This is a genomic window from Methyloceanibacter sp., from assembly GCF_058506495.1.
On record NZ_JBZMXT010000045.1, the window covers coordinates 1 to 18,823 of the forward strand.

The 18,823-nt window shown below is 59.2% G+C and carries 18 protein-coding genes; 12 read left to right on the forward strand and 6 right to left on the reverse strand.

What is annotated here, in order from left to right:
* On the forward strand, positions 1–135 hold a 135-nt coding region (locus tag AC33YF_RS09035; RefSeq protein WP_491776893.1), incomplete at its 5' end, for a DNA-3-methyladenine glycosylase I.
* Positions 136–147: 12 nt separating this feature from the next.
* On the opposite strand, the gene AC33YF_RS09040 is transcribed toward AC33YF_RS09035, so the two are convergent.
* The gene (locus AC33YF_RS09040; RefSeq protein WP_491776876.1) at positions 148–387 is read right to left on the reverse strand and encodes a DUF2188 domain-containing protein; all 240 of its coding nucleotides are present in this window, start codon (positions 385–387) and stop codon (positions 148–150) included.
* A 238-nt stretch (positions 388–625) separates the two neighbouring features.
* Between AC33YF_RS09040 and AC33YF_RS09045 the strand changes: the two genes are divergently transcribed.
* From AC33YF_RS09045 to nadC, 11 genes are all read left to right on the forward strand, one after another.
* Positions 626–1,195, forward strand: coding sequence for an HD domain-containing protein (locus AC33YF_RS09045; RefSeq protein WP_491776877.1), 570 nt, complete (start codon positions 626–628; stop codon positions 1,193–1,195).
* Positions 1,196–1,238: 43 nt separating this feature from the next.
* Positions 1,239–1,814 (forward strand): tyrosine phosphatase family protein, encoded by a 576-nt coding sequence (locus AC33YF_RS09050; RefSeq protein ID WP_491776878.1) that lies wholly within the window; start codon positions 1,239–1,241, stop codon positions 1,812–1,814.
* Between the two features lie 3 nt (positions 1,815–1,817).
* On the forward strand, positions 1,818–2,843 hold the full coding sequence (locus AC33YF_RS09055; protein ID WP_491776879.1) for an NUDIX hydrolase: 1,026 nt from the start codon (positions 1,818–1,820) through the stop codon (positions 2,841–2,843).
* An 82-nt stretch (positions 2,844–2,925) separates the two neighbouring features.
* Positions 2,926–4,107 (forward strand): PQQ-dependent sugar dehydrogenase, encoded by a 1,182-nt coding sequence (locus AC33YF_RS09060; RefSeq protein ID WP_491776880.1) that lies wholly within the window; start codon positions 2,926–2,928, stop codon positions 4,105–4,107.
* The gene (locus tag AC33YF_RS09065; RefSeq protein ID WP_491776881.1) at positions 4,104–4,508 is read left to right on the forward strand and encodes a hypothetical protein; all 405 of its coding nucleotides are present in this window, start codon (positions 4,104–4,106) and stop codon (positions 4,506–4,508) included. Before AC33YF_RS09060 ends, AC33YF_RS09065 begins: the two co-directional genes overlap by 4 nt.
* A 61-nt stretch (positions 4,509–4,569) precedes the next feature.
* On the forward strand, positions 4,570–5,496 hold the full coding sequence (locus AC33YF_RS09070) for an ABC transporter ATP-binding protein (RefSeq protein WP_491776882.1): 927 nt from the start codon (positions 4,570–4,572) through the stop codon (positions 5,494–5,496).
* Positions 5,493–6,254, forward strand: coding sequence for an ABC transporter permease (locus AC33YF_RS09075; RefSeq protein ID WP_491776883.1), 762 nt, complete (start codon positions 5,493–5,495; stop codon positions 6,252–6,254). The genes AC33YF_RS09070 and AC33YF_RS09075 overlap by 4 nt, the downstream gene beginning before the upstream one ends.
* A 77-nt stretch (positions 6,255–6,331) precedes the next feature.
* Positions 6,332–7,723: an APC family permease gene (locus AC33YF_RS09080; protein WP_491776884.1), complete on the forward strand. Its 1,392-nt coding sequence runs from the start codon at positions 6,332–6,334 to the stop codon at positions 7,721–7,723.
* Between the two features lie 375 nt (positions 7,724–8,098).
* Positions 8,099–9,166, forward strand: a complete 1,068-nt coding sequence (gene nadA, locus AC33YF_RS09085) for a quinolinate synthase NadA (protein WP_491776885.1) — start codon at positions 8,099–8,101, stop codon at positions 9,164–9,166.
* Positions 9,167–9,199: 33 nt separating this feature from the next.
* Positions 9,200–10,822: an L-aspartate oxidase gene (locus AC33YF_RS09090; RefSeq protein ID WP_491776886.1), complete on the forward strand. Its 1,623-nt coding sequence runs from the start codon at positions 9,200–9,202 to the stop codon at positions 10,820–10,822.
* A gap of 98 nt (positions 10,823–10,920) precedes the next feature.
* A complete protein-coding gene (gene nadC, locus AC33YF_RS09095; protein ID WP_491776887.1) occupies positions 10,921–11,736 on the forward strand; it encodes a carboxylating nicotinate-nucleotide diphosphorylase in 816 nt (271 codons plus the stop codon).
* Here the strand turns inward: nadC and AC33YF_RS09100 are convergent.
* From AC33YF_RS09100 to AC33YF_RS09120, 5 genes are all read right to left on the reverse strand, one after another.
* On the reverse strand, positions 11,681–12,829 hold the full coding sequence (locus AC33YF_RS09100; protein WP_491776888.1) for a cell wall hydrolase: 1,149 nt from the start codon (positions 12,827–12,829) through the stop codon (positions 11,681–11,683). The genes nadC and AC33YF_RS09100 overlap by 56 nt on opposite strands.
* 278 nt (positions 12,830–13,107) lie before the next feature.
* Positions 13,108–15,795 (reverse strand): pyruvate, phosphate dikinase, encoded by a 2,688-nt coding sequence (gene ppdK, locus AC33YF_RS09105; RefSeq protein ID WP_491776889.1) that lies wholly within the window; start codon positions 15,793–15,795, stop codon positions 13,108–13,110.
* Positions 15,796–15,933: 138 nt separating this feature from the next.
* The gene (locus AC33YF_RS09110) at positions 15,934–16,368 is read right to left on the reverse strand and encodes a gamma-glutamylcyclotransferase family protein (RefSeq protein ID WP_491776890.1); all 435 of its coding nucleotides are present in this window, start codon (positions 16,366–16,368) and stop codon (positions 15,934–15,936) included.
* Positions 16,369–18,420: a glycine--tRNA ligase subunit beta gene (gene glyS / locus AC33YF_RS09115; protein WP_491776891.1), complete on the reverse strand. Its 2,052-nt coding sequence runs from the start codon at positions 18,418–18,420 to the stop codon at positions 16,369–16,371. It lies immediately after the preceding gene.
* Positions 18,413–18,823: glycine--tRNA ligase subunit alpha (locus AC33YF_RS09120; RefSeq protein ID WP_491776892.1), on the reverse strand; the 411-nt coding region annotated here is incomplete at its 5' end. The genes AC33YF_RS09120 and glyS, both read right to left, overlap by 8 nt.

Sequence of the window (18,823 nt, forward strand, 5' to 3'; positions counted from 1 at the left end):
ATTTCTAAGGAGTTGAAGACACGAGGGTTCAAGTTTTGCGGTCCCACTATCGTCTATGCCTTCATGCAAGCGACGGGGCTCGTCAACGATCACTTGACGAGCTGCCACAGACACAAGGCCTGCTCGGACCTCTAACTGCCGAGAGTTTTAGCCGCGGCCGCGCGGATCCATACTGCGCGGATACGTACGCTCTTCTTGAATCTTGCCGTCCCGTTTTCTGATGCGTACCGAACCCAGCTTTTTGACGGCCCGCTCCAAAACGCCGCCTTTCGTTGCAGCGGCCTTCGTCTTAAATCGCTTCACGACTTCACCAGAGCCCTCGCGCTTCAGTTCCCATTTCTTGTTCTTGTCGTTATAGCTAAGCGAAAATTTCGGCAGCTTCGCCATGTTGCCTGCTCCCAGTACTGCTTGACTGTACTCTCACTATTTCCTGAAACGCGTAATGATTGGCATCCGCACATATTGTCGTCCATGTTTTTTTGTCGGACATCCTCTGACCAATGAGTGGATTAGAGGGTTGTGCGTTTGACTCGCCTACCTCCCTTCGAGCAGTGTCGCGCCGAACGATGACGAGGAAAGCTTGAACGCCGGATCCCATTCGCAGCCGCCGCGCGCTTGGCAGCGCATGCTGAGCGGTAGGAGGCTGGACCTCTTAGACCCGTCGCCGCTCGACATCGAGATCGAGGACATTGCCCATGGCCTTGCGCGGGTTGCACGCTGGAACGGCCAAACCCACGGGGACCACACGTTCTCGGTGGCCGAACACAGTTTACTTGTCGAGGCGATTACCCGAGATCTTGCGCCCTCGGCCTCACCATCTGATCGACTCGCCGCGCTTCTTCATGATGCTCCGGAATACGTCATCGGTGATCTTATCAGCCCATTCAAAGCCGCCTTGTCGCTAGACTACCGAACCTTCGAGGCGCGACTTCTCGCCGCCATCCATCGGCGTTTCGGCCTCCCAGCCGAGCTTCCAGAAGAGGCAAGCTCGCTAGTCAAACGCGCCGATAAGATTGCAGCCTACTATGAGGCTGTAGGCCTTGCGGGGTTTTCCCAAGCCGAGGCACAAAAGTTCTTTGGTCAGCCAAGGGGCCTCAGCCCAGGTCTAGTCACAACTCTGACCGAGTTAAGCCCCGTTCCTGCGTCAGAAGGCGAGGAAAGGTTCTTGAAACGGTTTCACGAGCTTGACAGATGAATAGCGTACAGACGGTATCCGATTCGCTAAACTAGAGAGGCCCATGGATACTCTGACTTTTCATAATGATACTCCATTGGAGCCGGACGCCGTGTCCCCGGATACCGTTCTTGTCTCCCCCTTGAGCCATGTTCAAGCGACTGTGGCGATGGCGCGCGTTAGCCATCTAGTGACGCTGATCAATGGGGAAACGCTGATCGACACGCCCGAAACCATCGGTCGCGATCAACACTTGCGGTTGTCAATGAACGATATCGCCGAACCGCGCGATGGTCTCGTTGTTCCAAGTGAAGACCATGTGGCCCAGCTCATCCAATTCGCCGAGCAATGGAACCGGGAGGCACCACTCTTGATTCATTGCTGGGCAGGTATCAGCCGATCCACAGCGGGTGCCTTTGTAGTCCTGTGTGCGCTCAATCCGCATGCCGACGAGCATTCTCTGGCGCGAGCGCTGCGCCGCGCGTCTCCGACCGCTTATCCCAATCGGCGGATCGTGGCCCTCGCGGACATTGTGCTCGGCCGCAACGGCCGCATGAGCGCTGCCGTTGACCATATTGGCCGAGGCCTGCTGGCCGAAGAAGGCAAGGTCTTTTCATTGCCGGCTCGTCACGCGGCCTGACGAATGACAGGCGGTCGGCTCCATACAGCGTCCGCTTCAAGCTTTCCCGACGGCAATCCGTCGGTTCAAAATCCACAGATCGAGCTCGGCCTCAACGCAGCAATCGTAAAAGTCCAGAGTCAGCAGCCTCATATTCTCGTGGTGCGACCTGAAATGCCGGCAGAGGAGTCCCGGGACGCGCTACCTTTCGGTCCATTTGCGCCTCGCGCGCATCGCACGCTCGAGATTGGCTTGCGCGAGTGGGTCGAGCGGCAGACGGGTATCGAGCTGGGCTATGTCGAACAGCTCTACACGTTTGGAGATCGGGGTCGGCACGCGGAACCGGGCGGTGCCCATACTCTTTCAGTCGGCTACCTTGCACTGACCGGTAGCACGACCGGCGGCATGCGTGGGGCCCACTGGTCTCCCTGGTACACCTATTTCCCCTGGGAAGACTGGCGTGATGGCAAGCCGCAGATACTTACTCAGGAAATCGAACCGCGCCTCAAGAAGTGGGCCGAGCGTCCGCCATCTGCGAGCGAGCATGTGCGTCCCTTGAGACGCCCCGAGCGTATCAAGATTAGCTTCGGCATTGGAGGCGGCTGGGACGAAGAAAAAGTCCTAGAACGGTATGAACTGCTTTATGAGGCAGGCCTCGTGGAGGAGGCCCGTCTCGACGGACGCTCTGCCGCGAACGATTGGGAAGATCTGCCCGAGTTCGGCCGCCCCATGGTGCTCGACCATCGGAGAATTCTGGCGACCGCCATGGGTCGTGTGAGAGGCAAACTAAAATACCGGCCGGTCGTATTCGAGCTGCTACCGCCCGAGTTCACGCTGTACGACTTACAGAAAACAGTGGAGGCGATTTCCGGCCGTCTGCTCCACAAGCAGAACTTTCGACGCCTCGTTGAAAAAGGTGGATTGGTCGAACCAACGGGCAATGTCTCAACCGAGACGGGGGGCCGGCCGGCCAAGCTCTATCGTTTTCGTCGTGAAGTTATCCTTGAGCGCCCGGCACCGGGCCTACGCGTGAGCGCCAGCCGAGGCTAATTCTGTTTCCCTTGAACGGCGACCCGGGAAAAGCGACAGTGCGGTCGTCACGTCCCCGAATTTGTGTGGATATTGACCAACGATGACACCGCTTTGTCCCGCAAACGTCCGCAGCAATGTTGCGCAATTGTGCCTGCTTATCCTCGGCGCCGTCTTGATGCTCTACACAGGACCCGCGGTCGCACTCAAGACAACCGTCGAGACTGAAGCGGGTCCCATCAACGTGGAGACAGTCGCCGAGGGGCTGAAGCACCCGTGGGGTATGGCATTCCTGCCGGACGGCCGCATGCTTGTCACCGAACGAGTCGGGACGCTTCGGATCGTGAATCCAGACGGATCCGTATCACAACCGCTCTCGGGCGTGCCCGAGGTTGCTGCTCGGGGTCAAGGCGGTCTTCTCGATGTGGCTCTGGACCCTGAATTCTTTTCCAACAAGCTCATCTACCTTTCTTATGCGGAGCCCGGAGACGGAGGTGCAGGCACAGCTGTCGCTCGTGGGAGGCTTGCGGGCGAAACGCTGGAGGATCTGAAGGTGATCTTCCAGCAAACACCCAAGGTGAAGGGCTCGGGACATTTTGGCAGTAGGCTGACGTTCGCGCCTGACGGAACGCTGTTCGTCACGCTCGGAGATCGCCGCAAACTTGATTTGGTGCAGGACCTTTCCAGCCATGTGGGCAAGATCGTTCGTATCAACCCTGACGGCTCTGTGCCGCAGGACAACCCCTTTATCGGACAGAAAGACGCGCAACCGGAAATCTGGTCTCTGGGACATCGAAACGTGCAGAGCGCTTCAATCGACCCTCGAACCGGCAAACTCTGGACGCTGGAATTTGGCCCTAGAGGTGGCGATGAGTTAAATCAACCCGTGCCTGGAGAGAATTACGGCTGGCCCTTAGTCAACTGGGGCAGCGAATATGGCGGGGACAACATTCCCGACCCGCCGACGCGACCGGAACTCGCCGACGCCGTTCGCCATTGGACCCCGGTGATCTCGCCTTCAGGCGCCACCTTCTATACTGCCGAGCCCGTTCCCGGCTGGACCTCGGAGGCTATCCCTGCGTGGACCGGCGACCTACTCATTGGCGGCCTGTCCTCCCAAGGCATCGTCAGGCTGCGTTTGAAGGGCGAGGAGGTCACCGATGAAGAGCAGATCTCCCTCGGCGCGCGCATTCGGAACGTGGTTCAGGGGCCAGACGGAGCCGTTTACGTGCTGACCGATGAGAGCAACGGCAAGATTCTGCGCCTAACCGCGCAAAGCCAATGATCGCCCCTCTCTCCATCGGCTTCATGGGTCTGTTTGGCCGATCGCCGTCACTGCGGACCTTTGATGGGCATCTACGAAAGCTCGACCTTCATCCAAAACTTGTGCCCGAAGCCATCAAACTAGCGGCAATCCGTATCCTGATGGCAGAAACTAATGGCGCGGACCCGAGCGACGAGGCAAGCCGTGAGGCGGCGGAGCTCCTCGCCTATTGCATGGTGGGCGCGTCGCCATTTTCCGCCGCCAATGGGCATTTCCTGACCAACGCGATCGAAAAGCGCATTGACGTCGCGCTCGACAATGATACCAGTGCCGACTCAAAGCTCATCCTCCTGGCACTTCATGCAAACGTGATTCAACCGAGCGTCGTCGAGCACTTTTGCTTGGAAGCCGAGTCGGAATGAGCCGACCTGAAACGTTGCCCCTAAGAATGTCGAGCGCCGCCAGGCACCGCCCCAGCCAAAAATGTCGCAAATTATCTCCATCAAAGACCTGTCGAAGACCTACAAATCTGGTTTTCAGGCGCTGAAGAGCATCGATCTCGACATCGAGAAGGGCGAAATATTCGCGCTGCTCGGGCCCAATGGCGCCGGCAAGACGACTCTCATCAGTATCGTTTGCGGCATTGTCACCCCGAGCGGCGGCACCGTCACCGTAGGCGGTCACGATATCATCAAGGACTATCGGGCGACGCGTTCCATGATTGGCCTGGTTCCCCAAGAGCTCACCGCCGACATGTTCGAAACGGTTTGGGCAACCGTATCCCACAGCCGCGGCCTGTTCGGGAAATGGCCGAACCCAGCCCATATCGAGAAGGTCCTCAAAGATCTTACGCTGTGGGACAAGAAGGATTCGAAGCTCATAACGCTGTCAGGCGGTATGAGACGACGAGTGCTCATTGCCAAAGCACTTTCCCACGAACCGCAAGTCTTGTTCCTTGACGAGCCAACTGCCGGTGTCGACGTCGAGTTGAGAAAAGAGATGTGGGAACTCGTCAAGCACCTCCGAGACTCCGGCGTGACAATCATCCTGACCACACACTACATCCAAGAGGCCGAAGATATGGCCGACCGGATCGGCGTGATAAACAAAGGCGAGATCGTTCTCGTTGAAGACAAGCGCGAGCTTATGCATAAGCTCGGCCAGAAGCAGTTGGCGCTTGAGTTGCACGAAGCCATCGAGACCATTCCCCCATCGCTTGAGCAGCATCAGCTTGTTATCGCGAAGGATGGGTTCGAGCTGATCTACACCTATGACAGCCAGGGCGAGCGCACCGGCATCACGCATCTACTGACCGACCTAGCCGAGGCTGGCATTCGCTTCAGAGATCTCGATACGTCACAGAGTTCGCTTGAGGAAATCTTTGTCGACCTCGTGAGGCGCGACCAATGAACCTCCCCGCGATGATCGCGATTTACAAGTTCGAGATGGCGCGTTGGGTTCGCACGCTGCTACAGAGCCTTGTGTCACCGGTCATTGCTACGTCGCTGTACTTCGTGGTCTTCGGGGCCGCAATTGGCAGCCGCATCACCGAGATTGACGGCATCCCTTACGGCGCCTTCATTGTGCCTGGCCTCATCATGCTGAATTTGTTGACTCAAAGTGTCGCGAACGCGGCCTTTGGAATTTATTTTCCGCGGTTCACCGGCACAATCTACGAACAACTTTCGGCGCCGCTGTCGCCTGTGGAGATTGTTGCGGGCTATGTGGGCGCTGCCTCGACCAAGTCGATCATCCTTGGGCTTATCATTCTTGCGACGGCGACACTGTTCGTCGATCTGAGGATCGATCATCCCGTTTGGATGGTCTTCTTTCTCGTACTGACCGCCGTCACCTTTAGCCTGCTTGGCTTTGTGATCGGGCTTTGGGCTGATGGCTTCGAGCAGCTTCAACTCGTACCGCTTCTGGTCATCACGCCACTAACTTTCTTGGGCGGAACATTCTACTCGCTCAGCGTTCTGCCGCCGCTTTGGCAGAAGATCTCGCTTCTCAATCCGGTCGTTTATCTTGTCAGCGCTTTTCGCTGGAGCTTCTACAGCACAGCCGATGTCGGCGTCGGCGTCAGTCTCGCGATGATTGTCTTGTTCCTTTGCATAGGCTTGGGTGCTGTCTGGTGGGTTTTCAAAACGGGCTATCGTCTTAAGAGCTAGCGCGTCAGCGCGTCGCCCTCGCCTGCCCTGACATTCGCCCTTAGGCGTTAGGGCGTCCGCATGATACTGAACTGCTCATGGCGGAGGTTTGGCAAGAAGCGAAGCACGACGGCGAGCCGACACTCGATCGGTCGGTCGGGCCGCTTCAAATGACGCTATACGGTCTCGGCAGCATGTTAGGCGCCGGCCTTTACGGGCTGATCGGTAAGGCGGCAGGCGAAGTGGGAAACGCCGTTTGGCTTGCCTTCATTGTCGCGCTCGTCGCCGCGCTGCTTACGGCCTTGTCATATGCATCGCTCGGCTCCCGTTACCCGCGCGCGGCAGGAGCCGTCTACGTGGCCCAGCGCGCTTACGGCCTCCCCCTTCTAAGTTTCATGATCGGACTGGCATTAGTGTGTTCGGGACTAACCTCGATCGCGACGCAGTCACGCGTCTTCGGCGCAAACTTTCTCGAACTCTTCGGCCTGGAAACCTTGCCTGTTGCGGCTATCGCAATCTGTTACCTGTTCGGAACAACGATGATCATCTTTCGCGGCATCCAGGAAGCCATGTGGGTGAACGTACTTTGCACCGTTGTATCGATCGCAGGCCTGCTTCTCGTCGTAGCGGTGGGGCTGCCCTATTGGGGCTCGGTCGATTACCTCGATACACCGCCTGTCGCTGACGGCGACCTGACCTTCTTGATTGTCATTCAAGGAGCCGTGCTCGCTTTCTTTGCGTTTATCGGCTTCGAGGACATGTACAACGTCGCTGAAGAAGTGCGCGAACCCGAGAAGACCATCCCAATCGGGCTTATCTCGGCGATGCTGATTGCCGCCATTATCTACATCGCCGTGGCCATTACGGCTGTGTCCGTGGTTTCTTGGGATGAACTTGCGGCAGCGCCCGGCCCTATTACAGCGGTGATGGAGCGTGCTGCGCCAATTGTTCCGCCAATTCTGTTCACAGCCATTACGATCTTCGCTGTCGCCAATACAGGACTTGTCAACTTCGTCACAGCTTCGCGCCTTCTCTACGGCATGGCGCGGCAAAACCTCTTGCCAGATCATTTGGGCAAGGTTCACCGCCAACGGCGAACACCCCATATCGCGATACTGGTGCTGTTCTTGATCTTGGTGCCCTTGGCGCTGATGGGAACGATCGCTGAGCTGGCCGCAGCGACCGTCCTATTGCTGCTCACTGTCTTCGCTGTCGTGAATGGTGCACTCTTTATCTTGCAGGGACGCAAGGACGAACCGCCTGGTCGATTCGAAATTCCGCGCATCATCCCGGCACTCGGCTTCCTTGTTTGCATGGGACTGATTGTCGTGCGTGTCTTGGCCGGAGATTGGCACGCGCCGGCCATCGCTGGCGGACTGCTACTCGCCTGCTTCCTAATCTATCTGCTCATGCGACAGTTGGATCCGGACGCTATTCGCGAGATCGGCGAGGATACGGACACCTCTGAGGCTCCGACGAAGACTCCGTGAGGGTTTGTCGGCGCCAAACTTCCGGCGGCTGGCTCACTTGTTCGTTTTAGCAGCGCAAATGAGCCCCTTCCGTGCATCCCAGGCAGCCCCTGCAGATACAGTCAGCGGGGTTCGTGTTGCCACTTTCTGCCAACCAGGAACTGGTCTGTTGGCTCGACAACCGCCAAAGGCCCTATGTCTAGGCCGCGAATAACGGCCTGATCGGCCATGCAAAATCCATCAAGCGGGCCGACGCCTTGAAGAACGAGGAAATACGCCTATACTCAATTTGAGAATAGCGCTCTTCGCAACGATGGATGTCCGCCGGCCTTGAGCCGGACCTTTTTACACCCCATATATACTCATGTTGAGTATATTATAAGGAGGCCCGAAACGATGCAGTCCGTTCACATAGGAAGCCAGGAATGGGCCGCGAAAGCGCAGACCGTACTTCCGCCGGCGCTCCTTCCCGATCTTGCCTATACGCCTGATGTGGCACGCGAGACAGCTCATCTTTACGAGCGCGTCGCACGCGTGGTTCCACCTGTCGAGTGGCCTCAGTTTGCACCGTACGTAAAGGCCATCAACGACCTCAAGAAGGTACGCAATGCTGTGGTTCTGGCGCACAACTACATGACGCCGGAAATTTTCAACTGCGTCGCCGATGTGACGGGCGACTCTTTGCAGCTTGCGCGCGAGGCGGCGAAAGCGGACGCAGAGGTGATCGTTCAATGCGGCGTACACTTCATGGCGGAAACGTCGAAGCTGCTTAATCCCGACAAAAAGGTTCTGATCCCGGATAGCCGCGCTGGCTGCTCGCTAGCCGAATCGATCACCGGCGAGGACGTGCGCGCCTTGCGCGAGGCCTATCCTGGCGTCCCGGTCGTGACCTACGTCAATACGTCGGCGGACGTGAAGGCCGAGTCCGATATTTGTTGCACCTCGTCGAACGCAGTTCGCGTTGTCGAAGCGCTGGGCGCGAAACGCGTGATGATGATTCCGGATGAGTTTCTGGCCCAGTGGGTTCAGACCCAAACGGATGTGGAGATCATTACCTGGAAGGGACACTGCGAGGTGCACGAGCGGTTCACCGCAGAAGAGCTTCGCACGTATCGTGAGAGCGAGCCCGGCGTGAAGATTATCGCGCACCCCGAATGTCCGCCTGACGTGATCAACGAGTCTGACTTTACAGGCTCAACGTCTAGTATGATCAAGTGGGTCAAAGAAAACCAACCGAGCAAGGTGCTTCTCGTGACCGAGTGCTCGATGAGCGACAACGTTGCCGTCGAGGCACCGAACACGGAGTTCGTGCGCCCATGCAACCTCTGCCCTCACATGAAGCGCATCACGCTGCCGAAGATTCTCAACAGCCTCATCTTCATGAAGGACGAGGTGACCGTTGATCCCGTGTTGATCGAGCCGGCCCGCGCCGCCGTCGAGCGGATGATCAATCTCAGCCATTAAGGCAATGTTGGGCTGGCCGCCGAAAGGACAAACATGAACAAGGATTGCCTATCCGTCTCGCCCGGCGCCACGGCCGACGGCCTAGTCGTCGTCGGCGCAGGGCTTGCTGGTCTTTTTGCAGCGCTCAAACTTGCCCCCCTAAAGGTGACCGTGCTCTCGCCTACGCCAATCGGCGAAGGCGCTGCCAGTGGTTGGGCGCAAGCGGGCGTTGCCGCCGCGCTCTCCGAAGGCGACACGCCTGAAGACCATGCGGCCGACACGATCCGCGCCGGCGCTGGGCTCGTCGATGAGGCCGTAGCGCTTCTGATGGCGCAAGAGGCCCGGGCCCGCGTCGAAGATCTGCTGCGCTACGGCGTACCATTCGACAAGGACCTTGAAGGCCGGCTGACATTCGGTCACGAAGCCGCCCACCGTACGCAGCGCATTTTGCATGTGAAAGGGGACACGGCGGGCCGCGCCATTATGGGCGCAATCATCACTGCGGTTCGTCAGACACCGTCGATCACTATTTTAGAAGGCGTCTCCGCACGCGACCTGATAGTCCGAAAAGGGCGTGTCCAGGGCGTTGTTTTCGCCGCCAGGGAAGAAAATCCCGGTGAGGATGCATTTGTTCTCCCGGCACGGGCGGTTGTGCTTGCGACGGGCGGCGCCGGGCACCTCTATTCGGTCACCACAAACCCGGTCGAGGCACGCGGCGAAGGCGTCGCCATCGCAGCTCGCGCAGGGGCTGCGATCGCAGATGCGGAGTTCGTACAGTTTCATCCGACCGCAATCGATATTGGGCGTGATCCGGCACCCCTTGCTACAGAGGCCCTGCGAGGCGCAGGCGCGCTTCTGATCAACGGCAAAGGAGAGCGCTTCATGCGCGCCGTACACGACGATGCGGAACTTGGCCCGCGCGACGTGGTTGCGCGCGCCGTACACCGCGAAGTGGTCGGTGGACGGGGTGCCTTTCTCGACTGCCGCCCAATAGGGCCCGGCATATCAGAGGCGTTTCCCACAGTCGTCGCGACCTGTCGGTCGGCCAACATAGATCCCGCTCGCGAGCCGATACCGGTTGCGCCGGCGGCCCACTACCACATGGGCGGCATTCTCGTGGATGTGCAGGGCCGCAGCACCGTCGATGGATTATGGGCTTGTGGCGAGGTGGCATCGACTGGCGCGCACGGCGCAAACCGCCTGGCGTCCAACTCGTTGCTAGAGGCCGTCGTTTTTAGCGCCCGCGCCGCTAAAGACATCTCTACAGCGCCACTGCCCGCGCCCGCGGGTAGCCTTCATACTGTTGGGCGCGGCAACGCGGAAAAACATCGCAGTGAGTCCGCTGAGCGCACGCTTCGGGAGACCATGTCTGCCCATGTCGGGGTCGTTCGCGATGCGGAAGGGCTGTCCGAGGCTTTGCGTACAATTATTGCGCTTGAACGGGACAACGAGGGTGACCCGCAACTCGAGAATATGCTGACCACTGCCAAGTTCGTCGCAACGGCTGCCTTCGCACGTACCGAGAGCCGTGGCGCAAATTTCCGCGGCGATTACCCCGCAGCCGACGACGCGTTGGCGCAGCGGCGTGTCTTGACCCTTGACCAAGCTGACGAGATCGCCCGCAAAGCCGCCGGTGTCGTCAGTCCGCCACGGCTGCGCATCGTTAGTCAGCGCTAGGCACTTTTGCGCCGACGCGGCCATCGCATTTGGAAGGTACCCTCATGAAGATGTCGGAGCCGATAGCGCCGCCCCCCAGGCACCTGCTGGCAAAAGCTGTGCGCGAGGCCATTGATGAAGATCTGGGATTGGCGGGCGATGTCACCACGGACTCGATCATTCGAGCAAATGCGGCCGGTGTAGCCTCGATCGTCGTCCGCGAGCCCGCCCGTGTCGCTGGCCTAGACCTTGCGGAGATTGCGTTCCGCATGCTCGATCCAGATGTGGTTTTCGAAAGGCTTGTGGAAGATGGTGCCTCTGCCGATGCGGGTGCTGCAATTGCGCGCGTCAAGGGCACAACACGAGCATTACTCACCGTCGAACGGACGGCGCTGAATTTTCTGGGTCGTCTTTGCGGTATCGCGACACTAACAGCTGGCTACGTCACCGCTGTCGAAGGCACCGGCGCGAGGATCGCTTGCACGCGCAAGACAACTCCCGGCTTACGAGCGCTTGAGACGTATGCGGTGCGTTGCGGGGGCGGCTTTAGCCACCGCTTCGGTCTCTATGACGCCATTCTGGTCAAGGACAACCACATAGCTGCTGCTGGCGGGATTGAAGCAGCGCTCACGGAGTTGCGCACCCGCGTCGGTCACACGCTTAGGATCGAATTGGAAGTAGATACGTTGGATCAGCTGCGCGAGGCGCTGACCTTCCCGATTGACATCGTCTTACTCGACAATATGGATATTCCGACCCTGAGAGAGGCCGTGGCAATCGCCAAGGGCAAAGTGCTTACGGAAGCGTCAGGCGGGGTCTCGTTGCAATCGGTCGCAGAAATCGCTCAGACAGGCGTCGACCTGATTTCAGTCGGCGCCCTTACTCACTCGCCGCGTAACCTAGACTCATCACTGGAGTGGGAGCCGCAGCACTAGTGCCGGTGACGGCGTCGGTTACCGCCTGAACTGCCCAGGCAAGAGACGTCGTCGGCATGCGACTTCCCTCATCGCCGTCCGTCGCCAACCCAGTTTCTTCGTCGAGCGCCGCCTCGACCGTGTAGGGCTGTTCTCCACGCTTCTTGTAGAAGATGTGGCGGCCGATCTTGTCGATCCTATTCATACGGTAAGCCCAACGCGGTCGGACGTAGTCGGCATGATAGAAGGTGGAGTACCCGACTTCCGGCAGCCAATGCTCGCCCGCCATAAAGCTCTTTGCGAGAGTTTTTGCCTTAGCCCACTGGCCCTTGTCCCGTGGATTGTCGGAATGTCCGTCGCACGTAAAGGAGAACTGGCAGCCCTTGCGGTGCTGACCTTGGTAGACCACACCACAAATCGTTTGCGGGAATTTGGGGCTACGCACGCGGTTCAATATTACCTGCGATACTGCGATCTGACCCTTTAGCGGCTCACCGCGCGCCTCGAAATAGATGGCCGTTGCCAAACAGTGCCGTTCGCGCTCTTCGAACTCAGCCTGCGTCTCACCCTTGTACCGGAACTTCAAAGCCTCTTTGGACGGACGATATGCAATGTCGTAAGGGTCGGGACGGTATCCATCGATCTTATAGTCTGCATTGAAGAGCGCCGCATAACCCGCTGTCGGTAGAACCGCACGCCCCATCCCTGCGTGTTTCGACTGATCATGGGAGACGGTCTGGAGACGACCATCCTGCTTTCCCTTGACTGCGTTTCCGCCAAGCATCGCCGAGAAGCCCGGGATTGAAGGCATTTTCGCAAGGCTTGCCATGACGGACGGCCTTGCTGGCCGAGACGCAGATAGCGCGAACCGATCGGCCCGCGGCCCCTTACCGTCTTCATAGAAAAGACGCGAAGCCGCCGTCGAGACTTCCCGCGGCCGCGTGTCGTCCTCAGTTCGAATTGCAGTGGATACAGTTCCAGGAGCAGGCAAGAACAACTCAACCTCGGCGCCGAAAAGGCTGCCATAGGCGGCTGCGTAACCCGCACCGATGCAAGGGAGTGATACAAGCGCAGCGGCGGCGTACCACATCCGACGGAACGAGCGTCGGCTCATCATCCCTCCTGGTCCCCGTACGGTCGGCTTGCCAGTTGCCCGCCTTGACGAGCGTCCCCCTGGACAGCCTCCGAAACCATTTACCCCTTCAAACGTGCAGGCAAATTGCGCGTTCCCAGGGCGTCAGCAAAATATCCCAAGCCGCTGGCTGGACGAGCGCCGACGAAACGTCAGCGTAAAACCCCCCTGCCGGATCGAGCCCGGAACCCCGTTGTTAGCCACTATTCTAGATCAATCTGTGCATATCGGCAACGCCCAACAATTTCCGCGTGGACTGGCTAACGATCCGTTACCATTGAGTTTTTCAACGCAGCCTGAGCTGCCGCGAGGCGCGCGACAGGCACGCGATAGGGTGAGCAGGACACATAGCTCAGGCCAATTTTCTCACAAAAACCAATGGTTTCCGGGTCACCACCATGTTCTCCGCAGATGCCGATCTTGAGGTCTGAGCGAACCGCGCGGCCTCTCTGGACGCCCATTTCCATGAGTTCGCCGACCGCAGCGTCGAGCGTGATAAAGGGATCGTGGTTAATGATCCCTTTGTCAGCGTACTCTCCGAGGAATCGGCCAGCATCATCACGGCTAAGCCCAAATGTCGTTTGCGTTAGGTCATTGGTTCCAAGGGAGAAAAACTCAGCCGACTCCGCAATTTCTCCGGCGACGAGGCAGGCGCGGGGCAGCTCAATCATGCACCCGACCTGAAATGCGACGCTCGTCTCGCGTTCTTTCTCGACCGCACGCGCCGTCTCTCTTATGCGATCCGTGATGATATCGACCTCTCGCTTGGTCGCGACGAGCGGAACCATGATCTCTGGTCGGACGCGATCATGAAGCTTTTGGCCGGCCTCGATCGCCGCCTCGAAAATCGCCCGCGCCTGCACGTCCACAATTTCCGGATAGGTGACAAGCAAGCGTGCCCCGCGCTGGCCAAGCATCGGATTAAACTCACTGAGAACGCCGATGCGCCTTTTGAGATGGGCAACGCTGACACCTAACGCGTCTGCTACATCAGCGATTGCTTCCTCTTCGTTTGGGAGGAACTCATGGAGTGGCGGATCGAAGAGTCGGATCGTCACCGGCAGTCCAGCCATGATCTCGAAGAGCGCGATGAAGTCTTTGCGCTGCGCCGGAAGGAGATCCGTAAGCGCGGCGCGGCGTGCCTCCATCGTCTCCGCCAGAATCATCTCGCGCATTGCGACGATGCGGTTGTCCTGAAAGAACATGTGCTCGGTACGGCATAAGCCAACGCCCTCGGCACCGAAATCTCGGGCATGGCGGGCATCCGCCGGCGTGTCGGCATTGGCTCGAACCTCCATGTGCCGCAGCTCGTCAGCCCAACTCATCAGCGTCGCGAAGTCGGGCGACAGTTCCGGCTGCCGCATAGAGACGCGCCCGTTGATGACCTTGCCGGACGAGCCGTCGATGGTAACGATATCGCCCTTGTTCAGCACAATTCCGCCCGCCTCGAGCGTTTCGCGTTCTAGGTCGATGTGAGCCGAGGCCGCACCTGCGACACACGGCCGGCCCATACCGCGTGCGACAACCGCGGCGTGGCTTGTCATGCCCCCACGCGTTGTGAGTATGCCCGCGGCCGCGTGCATGCCCTGCACGTCCTCTGGCGACGTTTCAATGCGCGCCAATATGACCGTATGTCCTTGGCTCTTCATGTGGACGGCCTCGTCCGCATCGAAAACAACCTCGCCAGACGCGGCGCCTGGCGATGCGGGCAAACCTCTCGCCAGAACTGTCATTTCAGCATGAGGGTCGAGCGCAGGATGCAGCAACTGATCCAGCTGCACGGGGTCGATCCTCATCACCGCTTCTTCCTTACTGATGATACTTTCGTTGGCCATGTCGACAGCGATCTTCAGAGCGGCCTGCGTGGAACGCTTGCCTGCCCGCGTCTGCAACATGAACAGTTCGCCGGCCTCGATCGTAAACTCAATGTCTTGCAGATCGCGGAAATGTCGCTCCAACGCGGCGCAGTTGTCCTTCAGCTTCGCAAAGGCGTCTGGCATCACCGCTTCGAGGGAAGGCTTGCCATTGCCGCTGGCCAAACTGACACTATGTGTCAGCGGCTGTGGTGTCCGTAGCCCGGCGACAACGTCTTCGCCCTGGGCATTCAAGAGGAACTCACCGAAGAGTTCATTGGCGCCCGTCGACGGATTACGCGTAAAGACGACCCCGGTGGCGCTGTTGTTGCCTTTGTTGCCGAACACCATCGTCTGGACGGTAACCGCGGTCCCCCAATCGTCCGGAATATCGTGGAGCCGCCGATAGGCGATGGCGCGTGCATTCTGCCACGAGCCGAAGACGGCGGAGATCGCCCCCCAAAGCTGATCGGCAAGGCTCTGCGGAAATCGTAAGTGCAGCTCTTTCTCGACGAGCCCTTTGAAGCGGCCAACTATCTCTATCCAATCTTCGGCCTGAACTTCCGGATCCAGCTCATAGCCTTTAAGTGCCTTGTAATTCTCAAGGATGTCCTCGAAGAGACCGTGATCGACGCCCAACACAACATCCGCATACATCTGAATGAAGCGTCGGTAGGTATCGTAGGCGAAGCGACGGTCGCCGGTGCGGCGGGCGAGACCTTCGACCGTCTCGTCATTGAGGCCGAGATTGAGAACGGTATCCATCATGCCAGGCATGGAGGCCCGCGCGCCCGAGCGGACGGATACGAGAAGCGGGTGTTCTACGTCACCAAAATGGGCGCCGGTGATCGCCGCCATTTGTTCGAGAGCTTCGTCCACCATCGGCCTTAGCTCCTCGGGAAGCTTGCGGCCATTCTCGTAATAGGCCGCACACACCTGCGTGGAGATCGTAAAGCCTGGTGGCACAGGAAGCCCGATGCGGGACATCTCGGCCAGGTGCGCACCTTTGCCTCCGAGGCTGTCCTTGTCCGCGGCAGAGCCGTCGGCGGTTCCCCCGCCGAAGCTGTACACCCATTTGGGCGCCTGTTCCGCCATTCCGGCCTCGCCTCCTGTCATGCTTCTTTGATTGCTCCGCCCGCACCCCTTTTAGCGCGGGCAGTGCATCGCACACAAACGCGCAAGAAGGGAAAGACAGCTGCACACGTCTCGAGACGTAGCGCCGACAGTACCAACTCAAGAACGTATCGGACGCCGCCCCTTTGCGCTCCAATGGGCGAGAAAATCGCCCCCGGGGATGATCCGGCTGTTCGGCGGCACGGAGACGCCGTAGGTCCAGGCCTGAAGCCTGCCGCCGCCGATCAGCGCAACCTCGAGCGCAACTCTCTCATAGTCTGGGCCGCCTTCCTCGTAGGCGTCGATCTCCGCCAGCAGCCGGTCTCCCGGCGGCAGAGCAAACACATCGCCAAGAACCTTGGTCGATGCGTCTTCGTCGAAAATCGCCGCAGGATACCAGCCCATGTCGTAGAGCATCCCGGGAACGCGAGCGCGCCCGACATGGCGCGACTGAGCCGAGAGACGCTGTGCCATGGGATGATTACTCCCGCGACGCAGTGTGCCGTAGACAAAGAGGTGTTCCGGATCTATTCGCTGCGCCAGTGATGACACCATTCAGCCCGCGATCTTTGAGAAATCGGCGACGGTCTTCGTCGTGTTGCGGATACGATTGAGGAGCCGCAAGCGGTTCTCGCGCAATTTTGGGTCATCCACATTGACGGTGACCGAATCGAAAAACGCATCGACGGGTGCGCGCAACTTCGCCATGGCGGTCATCGCCGCTTCGAAATTCTCACCATCGATCGCTTTCGCCGCCGCTCTGTCGACCTCGTCCACGGCCTTGGCGAGCGCCTTCTCCTCCGGTGCCTCCAGGAGAGTGGCGTCAGGCGCTTCGTCGTAGGACCTTTTGTCCTTCTTCTCCTCGATGCGAAGAATGTTTGCCGCACGCTTCGTGCCTGTCAGTAGGTTTGCGCCATCGTCCGTGTCGAGGAACCGGCCAAGCGCTTCGACACGCCGCACGATCATTAGGAGATCGTCGCCACCAAGCGCAAAGACGGCATCCACCAGGTCGTGCCGCGCGCCTTGATCACGCAAGTAAATTTTCAGACGGTCGGCGAAAAAGTCGAGAAGGCTTCGCGCTACCGTGTCCTTACTCTCGGTAGACTCAGGAAGTTGCGCCTGAACTACCGGCAGCAACGGTAGACGCACGTTGTTCTCAAGCACGATCCGAATCACGCCGAGCGCCGCACGCCGCAACGCATAGGGGTCTTTCGAGCCTGTGGGTTTTTCGTCGATGGCCCAAAAGCCGACTAGCGTATCGAGTTTGTCCGCAAGCGCTACGGCAATGGACACCGGCGCCGTTGGCACTTCGTCCATGGGCCCGATAGGCCTGTAGTGATCCGCAATGGCATTCGCGACCGCGGGGCGCTCGTCCTGATCGAGCGCGTAGTACCGGCCCATGATTCCCTGCAGTTCGGGGAACTCGCCGACCATGTCGCTGACAAGATCGGCCTTAGCGAGGATGCCGGCCCGCTCTGCGTCGTCCGGGTCTGCACCGATGATCGGCGCAAGCTCTCGGGCAAGATGGAAAATGCGCTGAATCCGCTCGTACTGCGTGCCGAGCTTCTCATGGAACGTGATGTCCCTGAGCTGTGGCACCCGCGTCTCGAGCGGGATCTTGAGATCTTGATCGAAGAAAAACTTCGCGTCAGCCAGGCGCGCCGCTATCACGCGTTCATTGCCTTGCGTGATGGAGGTGCCGCCATCCTCCGCTTCGAGATTCGCAACAAGCACGAAGCGGTTGGCAAGCTCGTCGCCTTTCGAGACGGCGAAGCACTTTTGGTGCGCTCTCATGAAGGTGGCGAGCACTTCGGGCGGGACCTTCAAGTAACTCTCGTCGAAGCTCCCGAGGAGCGGCACAGGCCACTCGGTCAGCCCTGCATTCTCCGCGAGGAGTCCGACATCCTCGACGAGTTCGAAGCCATGCTCATGGGAGCGGGCTTGCGCCGCGTCCAGAATGGCCGAAGCCCGCACATCGCTATCGAGAATAACAAAGGCCTTGCGGAGCTTCGCTTCATAGTCGGCGAAGTCCTTTACGGCGAACCGGTCAGGCGCCATGAAGCGATGGCCGAATGTGGTGTTGCCGCTCTTGATGCCGTCGACGTCGAAGTCAACGACCTTGCTGTCGAGCAGACACAAGATTGTATGCAGTGGACGGACCCATCGGAGTTTGCCAGTGCCCCAGCGCATCGCCTTTGGCCAGGGAAAAGTCCGCACAATCTCCGGAACGATCTCGGCGACGACCTCGGCAGCTTCGCGTCCCGGCTGCTCGATGAGCGCGACGTAGTAGTTGCCCTTCTTGTCCTCGCGTACCTCAGCTTCATCCACAGAACGAAGCCCTGAGGATTTCAGAAAACCTTCGATCGCTTTATCTGGCGTGCCGACACGAGGGCCTTTGCGCTCATCCTTTACGTCAGGCGAGCGCTTTGGCAGGCCCTCGACGACTGCGGCTAGTCGGCGCGGCGTGGCGTACGTTCTGATCTCATCGAAATCGAGACCTGCCGCTTTGAGCTTTTCGCCCAACATGCGCGCCAGATCGTCCCGAGCACGCTTCTGCATTCGGGCTGGGATCTCTTCCGAAAGAAATTCGAGCAAAAGTTCAGACACGGCCGGCTCCATGGCCTTCAGCCGCGGGCGCACCTCCTGCTTCCGTCTTAAGCCAAGCCGCGCAGCATGCCTTTGCGAGATCACGCACGCGTAAGATATAGGCTTGGCGCTCCGTGACGGAAATCACGCCGCGCGCATCGAGAAGATTGAAGATATGAGACGCCTTGATGGCTTGATCGTAAGCCGGCAGGACCATCAAGTGCCGCTCTCCGTTTGCACCCGCCGCAAGCAGCGCCTTGCACTCGGCCTCTGCATCGCGGAAGTGATTGAAGAGTGTCTCGGTATTCGCATGCTCGAAATTGTGCCGGGAGTACTCCTGTTCCGCCTGCAAGAAAACATCGCCGTAGGTGACCTTGGCGTCCGCTTCGCCACCGTTGAAGTTGAGATCGTAGACATTGTCGAC